This window comes from Collimonas humicola (genome assembly GCF_018304945.1).
Taxonomy (GTDB): domain Bacteria; phylum Pseudomonadota; class Gammaproteobacteria; order Burkholderiales; family Burkholderiaceae_D; genus Collimonas; species Collimonas humicola.
On record NZ_JAGQEE010000004.1, the window covers coordinates 267,003 to 284,403 of the forward strand.

Consider the following 17,401-nt stretch of genomic DNA (forward strand, 5'->3'; position numbering starts at 1 on the left):
CATGCGTGCACGCTGGAAAATAATGACAGCTGCGCTTTGCGCGGCATTTGCGGCCAGCGCGACGGCAGCAGCCAATGCCGCCGAAATCGCCTTTTCCTCGCAAAGCGATTTCACCGAAATCAGCCTGAACATCAGGGATACCTATAACGGCAATCCGGATTCCATCGAACTGGAAGTGACGCTCAGCCAGGACGCGCAACAGCGCATGCAGGCGGCCACCAGCGCGGCGCTGGAGCAGGACCTGACCGTGCTGATCGACGGCAAGGCGGTCAGTACGTCCCGCGTCCAAAGCGCAATCGACGCACCGCAGATGCGTGTTTCCATCTCAAGGCAGGCCGCCATCGCGCTCCTGCCGACTCTGCTGGGCGTGAATGGCGGCGCCAGCCCGCCAGCCGCCCGGCCTGCCGTAACGGCAATAGCGCCGGCAACCAATCCAGAACCTTTGTTCGCCATGCCGCCGGTCGAGGCGCAAGCCCAGCAGGTAGTGCCGCCAACGGTCACGGATTCAGCGCCGGAAGCAGCGGCAGCAATGACGGCAATGACTGCGCCGGAGCCTGAGGCGCCGCTGTCGGCGCCGCCGACAGCCGCAGATCCAGCGCCGGAAGCAGCGGCAGCAATGACGGCAATGACAGCGCCGGAGCCGAATGCGCCAATGCCGCCGATGCTGCCGATTCCACCTGCGCCACCGGACCTTGGCGCAGCGCCGGCAGCAGATCCTGCGCCATCCGCACTGCCGCAAGAAACCGTCATGGCGCCAGCGGCGGTTGCGGCCGAATCGGCGGAGCCGGCCGTGCCGCTGGTTGCAGCCCCGCCGCCACCTCCGCCGCCACCTCCGCCGCAAGTGCCGCGCTGGGCAAGCGGCGCATGGCTGCCGACCAGCGCCACGCCATCTCCTTACGCTGAAATCTATTCGGGCGACGCGGTGGCAATCTCCGCGCATACGGTGAACGCCCTCGCCTGCAACCAAGCCAGGACCCATGTGCTGGAAAGCAGCTCGCAGCAAGTCCGGCTGCAAATCGACCCGGGCAGCGCGTGCATCATCGACAAGATACAGGTCGAACAACTGCGCATCAGCCCTTCGGCAACCCCAGGAAAGGTGGTGATTTCGCTATACGGTCCCGGCGACGACATGAACGGCGCCCCTGCCATCGAGGGCAGCTATCGGCGCAAGCCGTAACAACGGCGCGGGGCGGCGCGGAAAAACATGGTTCAGAAATTTCCGATACTATAGCGACTCGCTGAATGCGATGACGGAAACTCGCTGCCGTTTTGCAGGTCATACCCGGATGCATGGGCCTTCAGGGATGCAGCCGGCAATGGCGCTTCTGAATCCTATTTTCGCTGTTACATTTACGTCCAGATACTTCCAGATACTTTATGCAACGTTACTCAATCCCAGCCATCGTGCTGCACTGGCTGGTCGCTATTCTCATCGTTGCAGCTTTTGCATTGGGCCTGACGATGGTCGATATTCCCGGCCTCACGCCCACCAAGCTGAAATACTTTTCATGGCATAAATGGCTGGGCGTGACAGTGTTCGGCCTGGCCTGCCTGCGCCTCTTATGGCGCAAGGCAAAGGGCGCGCCGCCTTATCCGGCCAGCATGCAGCCCTGGCAGCAAATGGCCGCGCATGGCCTGCATGTGCTCTTGTATGTGCTGATATTCGCAGTGCCGCTGTCCGGCTATTTCTACAGCCTGGCGGCCGGCGTGCCGGTGACTTACCTGGGCATCTGGCCGATGCCGGTGCTGATCGCCACCAACCCGGATCTCAAGCCCGTCCTGAAACTGGTTCACTACACCCTCAACATGATCATGCTGGGCGCGGTTTCGCTGCACGTGCTGGCGGCGCTCAAGCATCACTTCATCGATCGCGACGGCGTGCTGAAACGCATGCTGCCCTAGTCCCTCAATCAAACAAAAGGAATTTTCATGACCTTGCAAAAGCTCACCCTTACAACCGCCGCCGGCCTGCTGGCCCTCGGCGCCAGCTGCTCGTCCATGGCCGCGCCGCTGAAAGCCGACCTGGCGAAAAGCAACGTGACCATCGTGTTCAAGCAGATGAACGTGCCGGTCGAAGCCAAGTTCAAGAAATTCACTTCGGCCATCGATTTCGACAGCGCCCAGCCTGCTTCCACAAAGGCCAGCGTCGACATCGACATCGCCAGCCTCGACCTGGGCGATCCTGAATACAACAAGGAAGTGCTGAAAAAAGAATGGTTCAATGCGGCGCAATTCGCCAAAGCCAGCTTTGTCGCCAGTTCGATCAAGGCCAGCGCCGGCGCGCCGGCAGGCAGCAAGTACGACGTCAGCGGCAAGCTGACCATCAAGGGCAAGACCACCGATGTCAGCTTCCCCTTGAGCGTCAAGAAAGAAGGCGGCGCCCAGGTGTTCGACGGCTCCCTGCCGATCAAGCGGCTCACCTACAATATCGGTGAGGGCGAATGGAAAGACACCAGCATGGTGGCGGACGAAATCACCATCAAGTTCCATCTTGTAGCGAATTAACCAGTCTGCTAAAACATCATCCCACTGAAAGGATCACTCGCAATGAAACTCAAGCTCATCATCGCCTCCCTGCTCGCCGCCAGCGCCGCCAGCGCATTTGCCACCGCGGACACATACACCATCGATCCCAACCACACCTATCCGAGCTTCACCGCGGACCACATGGGCATCTCGTTCTGGCGCGGCAAGTTTGAAAAAACCAGCGGCAGCGTCACCCTGGACCGCGCAGCCAAGACCGGTTCGATCGATATCCATATCGACCCGAGCACCATCGACTTCGGCCACGCCAAGATGAACGAGCATGCGTCCGGCCCGGACATGTTCGACGTCAAGAAATTTCCTGACGTGACCTACAAAAGCACTTCGATCCAGTTCGACGGCGACAAGCCGGTGGCCATCGACGGCGAGCTGACCCTGCATGGCGTCACCAAGCCGGTCAAGCTGACCATCAATTCGTTCAAGTGCATCATGCATCCGATGCTGAAACGCGAAGTGTGCGGCGCCGACGCCACTGCGGAATTCAACCGCAGCGACTTCGGCATCAGCTATGGCGTGCCGAAATTCGCGCCGGAAGTGAAACTGGCCATCCAGGTCGAAGCCGTCAAGAACAATTAATTCCAGCGTTGCCGAACAAGCCGGACAGCAGCGCGCTGGCCGGCTTTTTTTTGCCTCCGTTTTATCTCCGCAACAGCAACTGCAGTTCATCTGCCTGTAACACAAGCACGCTAAGATCTTCGCTCCGCCCCATCTTGCCGAGCCCGCCATGTCCTCCGACGACGCTACACCATGCAAACGCCGTACTTTTTTACGTAAAGTCGGCGCCGGCGCCGGCGTCCTGCTGAGCGGAGCGCCGCTGCATAGCGTCATCGCGCAAAGCGCAGGACCAGGCGCGGCGCCGGCCCTGGTCACCGCCGACAAGCTGCGGCCGCAAATGCCGAGCGGCGTGATGAGCGGCGACATCAGCCGCGACAAGGCGATTATCTGGAGCCGCGCCGACCGGCCTTCGCGCATGGTGGTGGAATATGCCGCCAACGAAAACTTCCAGAACGCGCAGACGATCAACGGGCCGATAGCCCTCTCCAGCAGCGACTTCTCGGCGCGGGTCGATCTCAGCGGCCTGCCCGGCGGACAAACCATTTTCTACCGCGTGCGTTTCCAGGATATCCAGAATCCTGCCATCTACAGCGCGCCGCAAAGCGGCAGCCTGCTGATTCCCGGCGGCGCCGAGCGCGACATCACTTTCGCTTTTTCCGGCGATGAGGCCGGCCAAGGCTGGGGCATCAACGAAGCCTGGGGCGGCTACCGGATCTATGAAACCATGCGCCGTTTCAAGCCGGATTTCTTTATCCACTCGGGCGACCAGATCTACGCCGACGGCGTCATCGAAAAGGAAGTCAGGCTCGACGACGGCACGCTGTGGCAAAACCTGGTGACGCCGGCCAAGTCCAAGGTGGCGGAAACGCTGGACGACTATCGCGGCAACTTCGCCTACAACCTGCTGGACGTCAATAAGCGCCGCTTCGCCGCGGAGGTGCCGTTCCTGGTGCAATGGGACGACCACGAAGTGCGCAACAACTGGTATCCGGGCCAGACCATCGGCGCCGCCGAAAAGCGCTACCAGCAGCGCGACCTCTCGACGCTGGCGGCCAACGCCAAGCGCGCGATGTTCGAATACAATCCCTTCCGCATCGATCCCAGCGATCCGGAACGGGTTTACCGCATGTTCAACTACGGCCCGCTGCTGGAAGTCTTCATGCTCGACGAACGCAGCTATCGCGGCCCCAACTCGCCCAATCGCCAGAGCGCGCTGACGCAGGATGCGGCCTTTCTCGGCGCGGCCCAGCTCCGCTGGATCAAGCAGGCGCTGCTGCGCTCGCGCTCGACCTGGAAAATCATCGCCAGCGACATGCCGATCTCGATCGTGGTGCCCGACCTCAACCCGGACGTGCCGCAAGGGACCTTTGAAGCATGGGCCAACGGCGACAACGGCAAACCCCGCGGTCGCGAGCTGGAAGTAGCCAGCCTGCTGAAATTCATCAAGCAGCACGATATCAAGAACGTCGTGTGGGTCACTGCAGACGTCCATTACGCCTCGGCCACCTATTACTCTCCTGACAAAGCCCAGTTCACCGACTTCAAGCCGTTCTGGGAATTCGTCGGCGGCCCCTTGCATGCCGGCACTTTCGGTCCGGGAGAAATCGACCGCACCTTCGGCCCGGATGTGCGCTACGTCAGCATCCCCGGCGACATGAAGCAGAACCGCCCGCCCAGCGAGCTGCTGCAATTTTTCGGTGTGGGGAAGGTCGACGCCAGGAGCAAGGTCATGACGGTGTCGCTGCACAATGTCGACGGCAAGGATTTGTTCAAGGTCGACCTGCATCCGGAAGCCTAGCATCGGCGGGCCATCCATGCATCCATAGGGTTTACCCGACTTGCTGCGCTCCTGGCGAGGCGTTACCATACGGCTAAGTTTGCCATTTCGGCGAACAGCTTACCCGTGCCGCTCTATGTTCCGCCTGCCCCGCCGATTGCGCCAGCTTGCCGTCTGCCTGGCCATGTTTGCAGCCCTGCTGCCCAGCGTGGTGCAGTTGCTGCCGGCCGCCCATGGCCAGCCGCTCGGGCTGGGCGAACTGTGCAGCAGCGCCGGCAATCTGCAGGCGCCCGCATCCGGCAATCACGATACGCCGGACGAGGATCACCAGGGCCATTGCCTGCTGTGTTTCCTGCATGCCGCCGATATCGGCCTGCCGCCGGGCATCAGCCAATGGCAGCTGCCGGCCAGCGAAGGCATCACTCTTCCGCAAGCCCCATTTCCCCTGCATGCCAGCATCGTCCGGCTGCATCCGCAATCGCGCGGGCCACCTGCCTTGTCTTGATTTGCCTAGCCAGCGGCGCACCTTCATTCAATGAAAGTGTGCCTTTACGCCTTACAATCTGAACAAGAAAGCCCTTTACCATGGCTACGCCATTCTCTCGCCGCGCCGGCCTTGCCTTGCTGCCGCTCGCGGCCATATCCTTGACTGCCCTCTTGCCGCAGACAGCGTCGGCCTGCGCCAGCTGCGGCTGCACCCTCAGTTCCGATTGGGATAACCTCGGCATCGGCAGCTCGTCCGGGCTGAAAATGGACCTGCGCTACGATTACCTCAACCAGAACCAGCTGCGCAGCGGCACCGGCAAGATCTCGCCCAGCGCCGCCAGCCAGATTTCCAATAACGGCAATCCGCAGGAAGTCGAAAAATACACCCGCAACAACTATCTGACGCTGGGTCTCGACTACAGTTTCAACCCGGACTGGGGCATCAATCTGCAACTGCCTTACATCATGCGCAGCCATAGCACCCTGGGCACCGCCTCGGACGGCGTCACGCCCGGTCCCGGCGGCGGCCAGTACGACTCTCGCACCTCCAGCATCGGCGACCTCAAGGTCATCGGCCGCTACCAGGGTTTTTCGCCGGAGCATAACTTCGGCATCCTGTTCGGCTTGAAACTGCCCACCGGCAGCCATACCGATACCGCCATGTCCAGCGATCCGACGGCGCCGGGACCAGTATCTATCGACCGCGGCCTGCAGCCCGGCACAGGCACCACCGACGCCATCCTCGGCGTCTACTATATGGATACGCTCAGCCAGAACTGGGACTATTTCGCCCAGGGCATCGTACAAAAGGCGCTCAATTCCAGCGACCAGTACCGCCCCGGCGACGGCGCCAACCTGAACCTGGGCCTGCGCTATATGGGCAACAGCAGCTTCACGCCGCAAATCCAGCTCAACGTACGGCGCGTGCTGCATGACGTCGGCGCCAATGCCGACACCGTCAGCACCGGCGGCACCCTGGTCTATCTGAGCCCCGGCGTGACCGTGCCAGTCTCGCAACAAGTCTCGCTATACGGCTTTGTGCAGCTGCCGGTCTACCAGAAGGTCAACGGCGTACAGCTTGCTCCGCGCTATACCGCAACGGTGGGCGTCCGCTACGCGTTCTAGCAAAATGCGGCCGGCAGTCCGCTGCCGGCCGCCATCCCACGGTTCAGTACTTCTTTGGCAATTAAGATGCCTGGAGCGCAACACTGATCCGCCTGCGAGCATAGAAATCTCACAATTGTTTTCATTTGTATCGAAGTTTATGTCAGCCATATCCAATATGACCGCGTTGATTACCTACCTCGGTCATATTGCCAGGTGCGGCGCACAGCAAGTTGCATGGTCGTGCTGCAAGTAGACAGATTGACACCCAAGGTGTTGAGATCAGCAACACATGAGCACTATTTACTCCATGGAGAAAAAAATGAAAGCATTGTTTATTTCAGCAGCAGTTGCAGCAGCTTTACTGACTTCCGCCGCCAGCTTCGCCCAGGCGCCGGCAGCAGCGCCGGCCGGCAGCACCGGCCTGTGCAAGGACGGCAGCTATTCCTCCAACGCTACCAAGAAAGGCGCTTGCGCCGGCCATAAAGGCGTAAAAGAATGGTACACAACTGCCGCTGCTGCACCGGCAGCCGCTGCGGCCGCACCTGCCGCTGCTCCAGCAGCAGCACCTGCAGCAGCCCCAGCTGCAGCGCCAGCCGCCATGGCCAAGCCAGCGGCTGCCGCGCCTGCAGCAATGGCTCCGGCAAAACCAGCTGCAGCGGCAACCGCTCCTGCGGCCGGCGCTAATCCAGGCGACGTCTGGGTCAACAGCTCGAGCAAGGTGTATCACTGCGCAGGCACCAAGTACTATGGCAAAACCAAGGCTGGTTCCTACATGACAGAAGCAGCCGCCAAGGCAGCAGGCAACCACGCCGATCACGGCAAGGCTTGCAGCTAACAGCTGACGCTGCAGGGCCAGGCACCAGCCTGGCCCTGTTTGCATGTGCGGCCGTTTTTCTTGCAGCGCCGCAGCCGCAATCTTTCGGGTTTATCTATCTTTTACAATTGGACGATTTTTTTTGATGATGTTTACGCTACTCTTGCTGGGTAGTCTAAACATGGTCAACTTTGAAAGGAAATCTCATGGGCATCATCGCTTGGTTGATAGTTGGCGCGATTGCAGGATGGCTGGCTGGTGTTTTGGTCAAGGGCGGCGGCTTCGGCGTGCTGGTTGATATCATCGTCGGTATCGTCGGCGCCTTCATCGGCGGCTGGCTGGCAGGCGTACTTGGCATTCAGGTTGGCGGCGGCTGGATCGCCTCGATCGTGACTGCCACCGTAGGTGCAGTGATCTTGCTGTTCATCCTGCGGCTTATCAAGCGCGCCTGAATTTCAGCGGAAGCAGAAGATGGATCAAAAAACCCGCCAAGTGCGGGTTTTTTCTTTTCCGGAGGCGGAAATCCTCCTTTATTTGAAGTCATGCGCCATTTGCGCCTTCAGCGACATTTTCGCCGCGCTGCGTTCGCACTGGCCGATATAGTCGAGGAAGCAAGGCGCCGGCGCCAGTCCCTCGCTGAGAAGCCGACGCTCATCGAACACATAATTGAGCCTGGAGAAGCGGCCGTACAGCATCAATGCCTTGTGCAGCATGCGGGTATTGATAGGCTCGTTGCGTCCCGTCCTCGTGGCGCTGCCTTGCACAGCGTGGCGCACGCCATACGCCAGCGCCATCTGCCGCAATGCGGCTTCCGGCACCCTTTCGTAAGGCTGCCTCCGCGCAACCGCATTCAAGCCATGGAAGGCTTGCAGCAGCTGTTCCACCATGACGCTGCCGCTGCGTCCCGCCGAGATGTGATAAACGGAGAAGCCCAGCGTTTCCTTCAGGGTCAGGGCAACTATCGTCCGCGCGCAATAATCGACCGGCACGATATCCAGGCAGGCCGTCGGCGGGCACACAAATCGGTTCAGCTGCGAGACCACTTTCAGTATCCAGAAAATGCTGGCCGACGGCTTGCAACCGAGCGAGGAATGACCGACGATGATCGACGGCCGCAGCGTCACCAGCGGCAGCTGCGGAAAGCGCTCGCGCAACTGATTCTCGGCTTGCGCCTTGGAGGCGGTGTACGGCACCAGATGTGCGCGCTCGACCGGCAGGCGCAGGCTTTCAGTGACGACCGGCCCGCGCGCCACGCCGCATGCCATGGCCGTGCCGACATACATGAAGCGCCGCAAGCCTGGCAGCCGCGAACAGCGCTCGGCCAGGCGCATGGTGGCGTCGACATTGATTTCCCAGATATCCGGCCGGTCGGCAAAGGAAGTCACCGCGGCGCCATGGATGACATGGCTGACCCGGTCCAGCCGCGGATCGGCAAACGCCTGCGCATCTTTCAAGTCAGCCAGGATGATCTGGCTTTCAGAGATGTGCAGCGGCATTTCGGCTGGCGTGAAGCGAGCGATCGACTCGCGCACCCGGCGTACTCCTTCGGCAGCGCATTCCGCACGAACCAGAAACAGCATTTCCTTGAAGCTTTCGCTGCCGGCCAGTTCGGCCGCAATCGCGCCGCCGACAAAACCGGTGACGCCGGTAAGGAAAATCCGCGGCGGCGCAGCCGGCAAGCTCGGCGGCGCCGCCTGCTGCTTGTGGCGCAACCACTCCGATCTTGGAAACAGATTAAATAGCATGTTGGCGCACCAGTCTCGATTGGGTCAATTCGGTCAATACGGTCAAAATGAATAATTGACGGTCGCAAATCCGCTGTAGTTGGTCTTGGCCAGCACCAGCGGGCTATCTGCGGCTTTTTGCATATAATGCGTGGCGCCGAGCATGGTGGACACCGACCAGGTCCGGTTAAAACTATGAGTCCATACCAACGACGCATTCACCGCGTTCAGGCCGGATTCCGCGGTGTATCGGGCATAGCCGGAATTGCGGCTCTGGATGGCGTTGACGCCAAAGAAAGCCTGGTTGTACTTGGCATCGCCGAACATGGCGGCAGCGCTGACGCTGACCTTGTCCTTGGCCAGCGCCAGCACGGTGCTGCTGATCTGGGCCCGGTAGCTGAGGCCGCGTTCGCGGTTGCTGACCGGTTCCGAGATGGCCAGCGACAATGTGCCGATGCGGCCCAGCTTGATGCCGGCCTCGATATTGGCCAGCACCGCGCCCTTGATGTCGCCCATGCCTTTCAGCTTTGCCGAGCCGGGTTGCAGGCCGTCGTCGGAATCCTTGCGGCCGGCGTCGTAACCGATGGCGGCGGTGGCGAAAAACATGTCGCTGATGTCGTAGCGGTAGCCGGCGCCTTGCATGGTGTCGAAGAAAAAGCCCGACGGCGTGACGATGTTCAGCACCGGCACCGGCACCACGCGGTATTCATCGCTGCCGGCATAGCGCGCCATGCCGCCGGCGCCCAGCCCGATCGTCACCTGGCTGTCCTGCAGCCATGATTTGGACGGCGCCGGCGCCGCCTGCTGCGCCAGCGCCGCGCGCGAGGCCAGGACGCCGTACAGGGTGAGAACGAGGATGGACTTGGTCTGGTGTTTCATTGTTTCTCCGGGTTAAGTGGCGCAAATTTGCAGTGCAGATGCATGCGGCAAATTCGCAAGGCATTTCACAGGGCACATTGTCGACACGCCGGAGCCGCGCGTCTGTGAAGCATTGGTAGCGAATATGTGTGAATCCGTGGCATTTATGTGTTTGTTTGTAATCGGGTCATCGGCAGCCGGAGCCAGACGCTATGATGAAAAAAAGGAAAAAATGGCATGAAGAAGGTTTTATTGATTGAAGACGATGCGCGGCTTGCCGAATTGATATCGGAATACCTGTGCCGCTACGATTTTGAAGTGGCGCTGGTGCTGCGCGGCGACCTGGCGCTGGACGCCATCGCGCGCGAACAGCCGGATGTGGTGGTGCTGGACCTGATGCTGCCCGGCATGGACGGCATGGATATCTGCCGCGCCATCCGCAAGACCTCGGCGCTGCCGGTGCTGATGCTGACCGCCCGCGCCGACATTTTCGACCAGGTCGCCGGCCTCGAAATCGGCGCCGACGACTATATGCTCAAGCCGGTGGAACCGCGCCTGCTGCTGGCGCGCTTGCGCGTCATCCTGCGCTGGATGGACTTGCGCAACCAGCCGGCGCGCGGCACCCTGCTGCAATTCGGCGAGCTGGAGGTCGACCTGTCGGCGCGCCAGGTGTGCTGGAAAGGCGAGGAAATCGATCTCAAGACCGCCGACTACAATCTGTTCGTGATCCTGGTGCAGGCCGCAGGCAAGGTCCTGAGTCGCGACGAGCTGCTCAAGCGCTGGCGCGGCATCGGCTTCGACGGCCTCGACCGCACCGTGGACGTCAGCATTTCGCGCCTGCGCAAATGCTTCGACGACGACGCCAACGAACCGCGCAAGATCAAGACCGTGTGGGGGCGCGGCTATCTGTTCAGCCCCATCGCCTGGGACGAATAATGCTAAGGATACTGATACGCCTGTACCTGACCGTCGCCGTGCTGCTGCTCCTGTCGATCGTGTTCGTGCAAAAGGGTTTCCCCTATCTGTTCTCGACGCACCTGACGACGCAGATGCATAGCGAATACGCCAGCGAAGCGATGCTGCTGCGCGACTACCTCGGCCCACTCGATGAAAGTAACCGGCAGGCCAGGCTGGACAGCATGAACCGTTCCAATGGGCAGCGCTACCGCCGCCTGTCCGAAGAACAGAAGCGCGCGCTGTCGCCGGCCACCCGTCAGGATCTTGCGCAATACGGCCTGGCATGGAGCGGCGGCGGCGACATCAACCGCACGAATGTCTACATCGCGCTGAATGACGGCGATCTGGTGGAGGTCCATCCGCTTATTCCCGACTGGATGGAGATGCTCGCCTATGTGATCATTTTCAGCGTCATGCTGGGAGCGATACTGGTATGGCTGACGCCGCACTGGCGCGACCTGGAAAAACTGCGCATCGCCGCCGCCCGCTTTGGCGACGGTGCGCTCGACGCACGCGCCAAGCTGTCCGAGAATTCCTCGATCAAGCAGCTGTGCTCCTATTTCAACAACATGGCCGACCGCATCGGCGCCCTGATCACTGCGCAAAGGGACATGGTCAACGCCGCTTCGCACGAGCTGCGCACGCCGCTGGCGCGGCTCGAGTTCGGCCTGGTCAACCTGATGGACACCACCGAAGACAGCAAGACCCACAAACGCATCCAGGCCATGCGCAAGGACGTCGAGGAACTGGATATCCTGGTCGGCGAGCTGCTGACGCTGAGCATGCTGGAGCAGGCAACGGTGCCGGAAAGCAGGGAAAAAATCATGCTGGAGGATTTCCTGCGTTCCGCCGCCGGCGTCACCGATGAAGAACTCGGCCTGCGCCGCTGCACTGTCGTCTGGCAGATCGCGCCCGCCATGCGGGAGATCGTGATCGAGCCGCGCAGCCTTGGACGCGCCTTTTCCAACCTGCTGCAGAATGCCTTGCGCTACACCCGCAGCACCATCCGGGTGCGGGCCGAGCCAGGCGCCGCTTCGTGGAAACTGATTGTGGAAGACGACGGCGTCGGCATTCCGGAAAATGACCGGGAACGGATTTTCGAACCGTTCTACCGGCTCGACCGCAGCCGCGACCGCGCCACCGGCGGCTACGGACTAGGACTGGCGATCGTCAAGAAAATTGCGGAGCGCCTTGGCGGCGGAGTACGAGTCACGGGTTCGGAACTGGGCGGCGCGATGTTCATACTGCACTTCCCGTTACGCAGCGAACAGAGCCACCCATCTCTATCACCTTTACTTATTCCAGATAAGGCAAACTGACAGAGATCAGCCACGGCAATCGCCCCGAAACCCAGCATCCATGCGATAAACGGGCACAAACCGCCGGGCCGCGCCGCGGCGGCATTTTTTACTTTTAATATCCATACTATTTCCCTGGCGAATCACACAGGTGCGCGCTAGAATCCCAAGACAAAATTTGGGAGGATTTGACCTGTGATGTGCACTACCCGTCGTTTCACACTAGCTGCTCTCGCCCTCAGCATCTCATCATTCAACGCCGCAGCGGCGACCCCGAATGACACAGCACCGCTGGGAAAACTACCGCGCTGGGCCCAGCCCCTGGCGTATCAGCTCGACTTGCGCGTCGACCCGCAGCAGTCTGCCTACAGCGGCAGCGCCACCATCGACCTCGAACTCAAGCAAGCCGCCGATCACCTGTGGCTGCACGGCCAGGACCTGAGCGTCGGCAAAGTCAGCCTGGCCGACAGCGCGAACCATGTCCATGCCGCGCAATACAAGGTTGCCGCGAAAAAGGAAGGCGTCGCCACTGTGGAGTTCGGCCAGACGCTGCCGGCCGGCCGCTATCGCATGACGCTGGAGTACAGCGCGCCGTTCAACCAGCAGCTGGAAGGCGTATACAAAGTCAGCAGCCAGGGCGCGCCCTATGTCATCACGCAGATGGAAGCGATCAGCGCGCGCTATGCGTTCCCCGGTTTCGACGAGCCGTCTTTCAAGACCCCCTTCACGCTCAGCCTGACCGTGCCGGAAAGCCAGGTCGCGGTCGCCAACACCCGGCAAGTGGCGGAACAGAAGCTCGACAAGGGCTGGCGCAAGCTCAGTTTTGCCGCCACCAAACCGCTGCCGACCTATCTGGTGGCCTTCGCGGTCGGTCCGTGGGACGTGGTCGGCGGACCGCAGATTCCGGCGACCCAATGGCGCGCCCAGGCGACGCCGCTGCGCGGCATTGCGCCGCACGGCGAAGGCGAGCGCATCAAGCCGGCGCTGGCGCAGACCCCGGCCATCATCACTGCGCTGGAAGACTATTTCGGCTTCGGCTATCCCTTCGACAAGGTGGATTTGCTGGCAGCGCCCGACTTTGCCGCCGGCGCCATGGAAAATCCCGGCCTGGTCACCTTCCGCGATTACCTGATGCTGCTGGACGCCAACTCGCCGGCGCAAAATGTGCGCAGCTCGTTCAACGTCAACGCCCATGAACTGGCACACCAATGGTTCGGCGATACCGTCACCATGCCATGGTGGGACGACCTGTGGCTGAACGAAGCGTTCGCCACCTGGATGCAAGCCAAGATCACCCAGCAGCTGCATCCGGAATACCGCGCCGACCTGGGACTGATCAGCGGCGCCAACTACGCCATGCAAAGCGACAGCCTGGTCAGCGTGCGCAAGATCCGCCAGCCGATCACCGGCAACGGCGATATCGATACGGCTTTCGACGGCATCACCTACGAGAAAGGCGCCGCGGTCCTGAACATGTTCGAACGCTACCTCGGCGCGGACACTTTCCGCCAGGGCGTGCGCGCCTATATCAAGCAGCATCAGTTTGCCAGCGCCACCGCGGACGACCTGGTGAGCGCGCTGGCCAAGGCTTCCGGCAAGGACCCGCGCTTTGCCAAGGCCATGCAAAGCTTTCTCGACCAGGCCGGCGTGCCGCTGGTCGACACCGCGCTCAGCATGGAAAACGGCAAGGCCGTGCTGCATCTGAAACAGCAGCGCTACCTGCCGCTCGGCTCCAGCGGCGACGCCCAGCGGCTGTGGGGCATCCCGGTCTGCGTGCGCTATAGCATTGCCGGCGGCGACGCCAGGACGCAATGCGAACTGCTGGACCAGGCACAAGGCAAGATGGAGCTGCCCGGCGCCACCGCCGGCAGCTGGTACATGCCGAATGCAGACGCCGCCGGCTACTACCGTTTCGATATGGCGCGCGACGACCTGGCGCGCCTGACCAGCAACCTGGCGCAGCTGCCGGACACCGAACAGCTGGCCTACGCAGACGCCGTCAATGCCGGCTTCGGCCGCGGCGACCTGGATGCCGCCGCGGTGCTGGCGGCCGCGCCGCGCCTGGCGCAATCGAACACGCGCGAAGTGGCGACGGCCCTGATTCCCACCCTCAGGTGGCTGGCGAAATACGAAGTCCGCAGCGACGCCCAGCGCAATCGCCTGACCGACCTGGCGCGTACAATGTATCTGCCGCGACTGCAGCAGCTCGGCTACCAGCGCCGCGCCGGCGAAAGCCAGGACGATGCGCTGCTGCGCGCAGCGCTGGCCCAGTTCCTGGCGCTCGACGTCAAGTTGCCTGAAGTACGCCAGGCCCTGCTGCTGCAAGGTGACAAGGCACTGGAGAAAAACGCCGACGGCAAGCTCGACCTGGCGGCAGCCAATCCTGACCTGCTGCGTGCCGTGCTGTCGGTCGCCGCGCAAGAACAAGGGACGCCGGCAGTCGACGTCCTGATCAAGGCACTCGGCAGCACCAGCGAACCGGCGCAGCGCATGGCGATCCTGAGCGGCCTGGGCGCCGCCACCGCCTCGGCCAGCGCCCAGCGCGCACGCAACCTGGCGCTGGACCCGCTGGTCAAGGTCGGCGAAATGAGCACCTTGCTGCGCGCCAGCAGGGAAGACGGCGAAGGCCGCGAAGCGCTGTGGAAGTGGTTTACACTCAACCATGAACAATTGATCAAACGCAGCGGCGAAACGTCCGGCGGCCGCTTGCCGGACCTGGTGGCCGGCGACAGCTGTTCGCAAAGCGAGGCCGACCGCCTGAGCGCCTTCTTCCAGCCGTTGCTGGGACAGTTGCCGGGCGCCGACCGCGGCCTGGCGCAAACCCGTGAAAAGACCCTGCTATGCACGGCCTTGCGCGAAAAACAAGATCCGGCGGCGATATTGCGGTAAAGGATGGACAAGAAAATAAACAGGGATTTGCAATAGCTTTATAGAATGCCTTACCAGGCTGTTTTTTCCGATGACTTCTCATAAGGATTACCTACTCGTGAAACGCTCTCTCATCTGTGCAGCTGTGCTGACACTGGTTGCCGGCTATACCTGCTCCACCGCCAGTTTTGCCCAAACACCCCGTACCGTCGCTGCCGCAGCCATGACAAGCTCGGGCAAGCAGGTCAGCGGCATCGACATGGCGAACGCCGACCTGACGGTGCGCCCGCAGGACGATTTCTACAGCTACGTCAACGGCGCGTGGCTGAAGAAAACCGAAATCCCGGCCGACAAGTCGTCGTGGGGCGCCTTCTATGAGCTGCGCGAAAACTCGCTGAACCAGCTGCACACCATCGTCGATGCCGTCAGCGCGGAAAAAGACCTGAAGGCTGGCTCCAACAAGCAAAAGATCGCCGACCTGTATGCCAGCTACATGGATGAGCCGGCGCTCGAAAAACTCGGCATCAAGCCGCTTGAAGCAGAGTTCGCCAGAGTCGACGCCTTGAAGGACAAGAAACAGATCCCGGGCCTGATCGCCCATCTGAACAGCATCGGCGTCACTGCTCCCTACGACCTTGGCATCCACCAGGACGCCAAGGATTCGAGCAAGGTCATCGCCGACCTCGGCCAGAGCGGCCTCGGCTTGCCTGACCGCGACTACTACCTGAAAGCCGACGACGCCAAGCTGAAAGATACGCTGGCCAAGTACCGCGCCCATGTCGAAACCATGCTGGCCAAGTCCGGCGACAAGGCCGCGAAGAAAAACGCCGCCAGCATCGTCGCCCTGGAAACCGCGCTGGCCAAGATACAATGGACCAAGGTCGAGCTGCGCGATCCGGTGAAAGCTTACAACCGGGTGGAACTGAACCAGCTGCACACGCTGGCGCCGCATTTCGAGTGGGACGGCTACCTGGCCGGCGCCGGCCTGAAAGACAAGGTCAGCTACCTGGTGATCAGCCAGCCGACCTACATCAAGGGCCTCGACAAGATCCTGCAGGACACCCCGCTGCCGGTCTGGAAAGCGTATTTCAAATGGCATGTGCTGAGCAGCTACGCATCCCAGCTGTCGAAAGAATATGTCGACCAGAACTTCGCGTTCAAGGGCACTGTCCTGCGCGGCGTGCCGCAAAACGAGCCACGCTGGAAACGCGGCATCAATGTGGTGGAAGCCGGCATCGGCGAAGGCCTGGGCCAGCTCTATGTCGAGCAGTTCTTCCCGCCTGAGAACAAGGCGCGCATGGAAAAACTGGTGGCCAACCTGATCGCTGCCTACAACCAAAGCATCGACGGCCTGGACTGGATGGGTCCCGACACCAAGAAGCAGGCGCAAAAGAAATTGTCGACCCTGATGCTGAAGATCGGCTATCCCGACAAGTGGCGCGATTATTCGGGCTTGGACATCAAGCGTGACGACCTGGTCGGCAACACGATGCGCGCCAGCGAATTCGAGTTCAAGCGCAATATCGACAAGCTGGGCAAGCCGGTCGACCGCGCAGAATGGGGCATGACGCCGCAGACCGTGAACGCCTACTACAACCCGGAACTCAACGAAATCGTGTTCCCGGCAGCCATCCTGCAGCCGCCGTTCTTCAATGCCAACGCGGATGACGCAGTCAACTACGGCGGCATCGGCGGCGTGATCGGCCATGAAATCAGCCATGGCTTCGACGACCAGGGCAGCCAGTATGATGAAATCGGCAACCTGCGCGACTGGTGGACCAAGGAAGACCACGAGAAATTCGCAATCAAGACCAAGGCCCTGGTGCAGCAATACAATGCCTACAGCCCGGTCCCCGGCTACAAGGTCAACGGTGAACTGACCCTGGGCGAGAACATCGCCGACAACTCCGGCCTGGCGATCGCCTACAAGGCTTACCACCTGTCGCTGGACGGCAAGACCCCGCCGGTGATCGACGGCCTCACCGGCGACCAGCGCCTGTACCTGGGCTGGGGCCAGGTATGGCGCGGCAAGGTGCGCGATGCGCAAGCGATCGTGTACGTGAAAACCGATCCGCACTCGCCGCCGCGCTTCCGCGGCAACGGCACGCTGGGCAACCAGCCTGGCTTCTACAGCGCCTTTGACGTCAAGCCGGGCGACAAGATGTATCTGCCGCCTGAGCAACGCGTCATCATGTGGTAACGACCTGACGCAGCAAGCCAAAAGCCACCGGTCATGCCGGTGGCTTTTTTATTTTGCGCTTGAGTCACGGGCGGCGCCCGCACCGTCGCATTGCCCGTCTTCATGCGCCGCGCCTATTCCGGCAACGAAGGGAAAAATCATTTCCACCCAGCAATCACTAACTACTGTCAACATGACCTCTTCTTTTGTTTTCTTCTAGTGATATATCTATAA

Annotated in this window: 15 protein-coding genes; 13 read left to right on the forward strand and 2 right to left on the reverse strand. The window is 61.4% G+C overall.

Going from position 1 to position 17,401, the window contains the following annotated elements:
* Nucleotides 1–22: 22 nt before the first annotated feature.
* The 9 genes from KHU30_RS15260 to KHU30_RS15300 all read left to right on the forward strand — a co-directional run bounded on the left by KHU30_RS15260 (nucleotide 23) and on the right by KHU30_RS15300 (nucleotide 7,735).
* Nucleotides 23–1,177, forward strand: coding sequence for a hypothetical protein (locus KHU30_RS15260; protein ID WP_211443479.1), 1,155 nt, complete (start codon nucleotides 23–25; stop codon nucleotides 1,175–1,177).
* A gap of 200 nt (nucleotides 1,178–1,377) precedes the next feature.
* Complete coding sequence (locus KHU30_RS15265; RefSeq protein ID WP_211443480.1) at nucleotides 1,378–1,902, forward strand: cytochrome b; 525 nt, start codon at nucleotides 1,378–1,380, stop codon at nucleotides 1,900–1,902.
* 27 nt (nucleotides 1,903–1,929) lie between these two features.
* The gene (locus tag KHU30_RS15270; protein ID WP_211443481.1) at nucleotides 1,930–2,505 is read left to right on the forward strand and encodes a YceI family protein; all 576 of its coding nucleotides are present in this window, start codon (nucleotides 1,930–1,932) and stop codon (nucleotides 2,503–2,505) included.
* A gap of 42 nt (nucleotides 2,506–2,547) precedes the next feature.
* On the forward strand, nucleotides 2,548–3,120 hold the full coding sequence (locus tag KHU30_RS15275) for a YceI family protein (RefSeq protein WP_211443482.1): 573 nt from the start codon (nucleotides 2,548–2,550) through the stop codon (nucleotides 3,118–3,120).
* 148 nt (nucleotides 3,121–3,268) lie between these two features.
* Nucleotides 3,269–4,897: an alkaline phosphatase D family protein gene (locus KHU30_RS15280; RefSeq protein ID WP_211443483.1), complete on the forward strand. Its 1,629-nt coding sequence runs from the start codon at nucleotides 3,269–3,271 to the stop codon at nucleotides 4,895–4,897.
* A gap of 163 nt (nucleotides 4,898–5,060) precedes the next feature.
* Entirely contained in the window at nucleotides 5,061–5,381 is a 321-nt protein-coding gene (locus KHU30_RS15285; RefSeq protein ID WP_211443484.1) for a DUF2946 family protein, read from the forward strand.
* A gap of 80 nt (nucleotides 5,382–5,461) precedes the next feature.
* Nucleotides 5,462–6,487 (forward strand): TonB-dependent receptor, encoded by a 1,026-nt coding sequence (locus KHU30_RS15290; protein ID WP_211443485.1) that lies wholly within the window; start codon nucleotides 5,462–5,464, stop codon nucleotides 6,485–6,487.
* Between the two features lie 301 nt (nucleotides 6,488–6,788).
* On the forward strand, nucleotides 6,789–7,304 hold the full coding sequence (locus tag KHU30_RS15295; protein WP_211443486.1) for a DUF3761 domain-containing protein: 516 nt from the start codon (nucleotides 6,789–6,791) through the stop codon (nucleotides 7,302–7,304).
* A 185-nt stretch (nucleotides 7,305–7,489) separates the two neighbouring features.
* Nucleotides 7,490–7,735 carry a GlsB/YeaQ/YmgE family stress response membrane protein gene (locus KHU30_RS15300; RefSeq protein ID WP_061943502.1) on the forward strand — a complete coding sequence of 82 codons (246 nt, stop codon included), beginning with the start codon at nucleotides 7,490–7,492 and terminating at the stop codon, nucleotides 7,733–7,735.
* Between the two features lie 78 nt (nucleotides 7,736–7,813).
* On the opposite strand, the gene KHU30_RS15305 is transcribed toward KHU30_RS15300, so the two are convergent.
* Both KHU30_RS15305 and KHU30_RS15310 read right to left on the reverse strand, forming a co-directional pair.
* Entirely contained in the window at nucleotides 7,814–9,028 is a 1,215-nt protein-coding gene (locus KHU30_RS15305; RefSeq protein ID WP_211443487.1) for an SDR family oxidoreductase, read from the reverse strand.
* A 42-nt stretch (nucleotides 9,029–9,070) separates the two neighbouring features.
* Nucleotides 9,071–9,886 (reverse strand): MipA/OmpV family protein, encoded by an 816-nt coding sequence (locus tag KHU30_RS15310; protein WP_211443488.1) that lies wholly within the window; start codon nucleotides 9,884–9,886, stop codon nucleotides 9,071–9,073.
* Between the two features lie 216 nt (nucleotides 9,887–10,102).
* Here KHU30_RS15310 and KHU30_RS15315 point away from each other — a divergent pair, with 216 nt between their 5' ends.
* The 4 genes from KHU30_RS15315 to KHU30_RS15330 all read left to right on the forward strand — a co-directional run bounded on the left by KHU30_RS15315 (nucleotide 10,103) and on the right by KHU30_RS15330 (nucleotide 17,188).
* Nucleotides 10,103–10,801, forward strand: a complete 699-nt coding sequence (locus tag KHU30_RS15315; protein ID WP_211443489.1) for a response regulator — start codon at nucleotides 10,103–10,105, stop codon at nucleotides 10,799–10,801.
* Complete coding sequence (locus KHU30_RS15320) at nucleotides 10,801–12,141, forward strand: ATP-binding protein (RefSeq protein ID WP_211443490.1); 1,341 nt, start codon at nucleotides 10,801–10,803, stop codon at nucleotides 12,139–12,141. The genes KHU30_RS15315 and KHU30_RS15320 overlap by 1 nt, the downstream gene beginning before the upstream one ends.
* 177 nt (nucleotides 12,142–12,318) lie before the next feature.
* Entirely contained in the window at nucleotides 12,319–15,009 is a 2,691-nt protein-coding gene (locus KHU30_RS15325) for a M1 family metallopeptidase (protein WP_230427399.1), read from the forward strand.
* Nucleotides 15,010–15,106: 97 nt separating this feature from the next.
* Nucleotides 15,107–17,188: a M13 family metallopeptidase gene (locus KHU30_RS15330; protein ID WP_211443492.1), complete on the forward strand. Its 2,082-nt coding sequence runs from the start codon at nucleotides 15,107–15,109 to the stop codon at nucleotides 17,186–17,188.
* Nucleotides 17,189–17,401 lie beyond the last annotated feature (213 nt).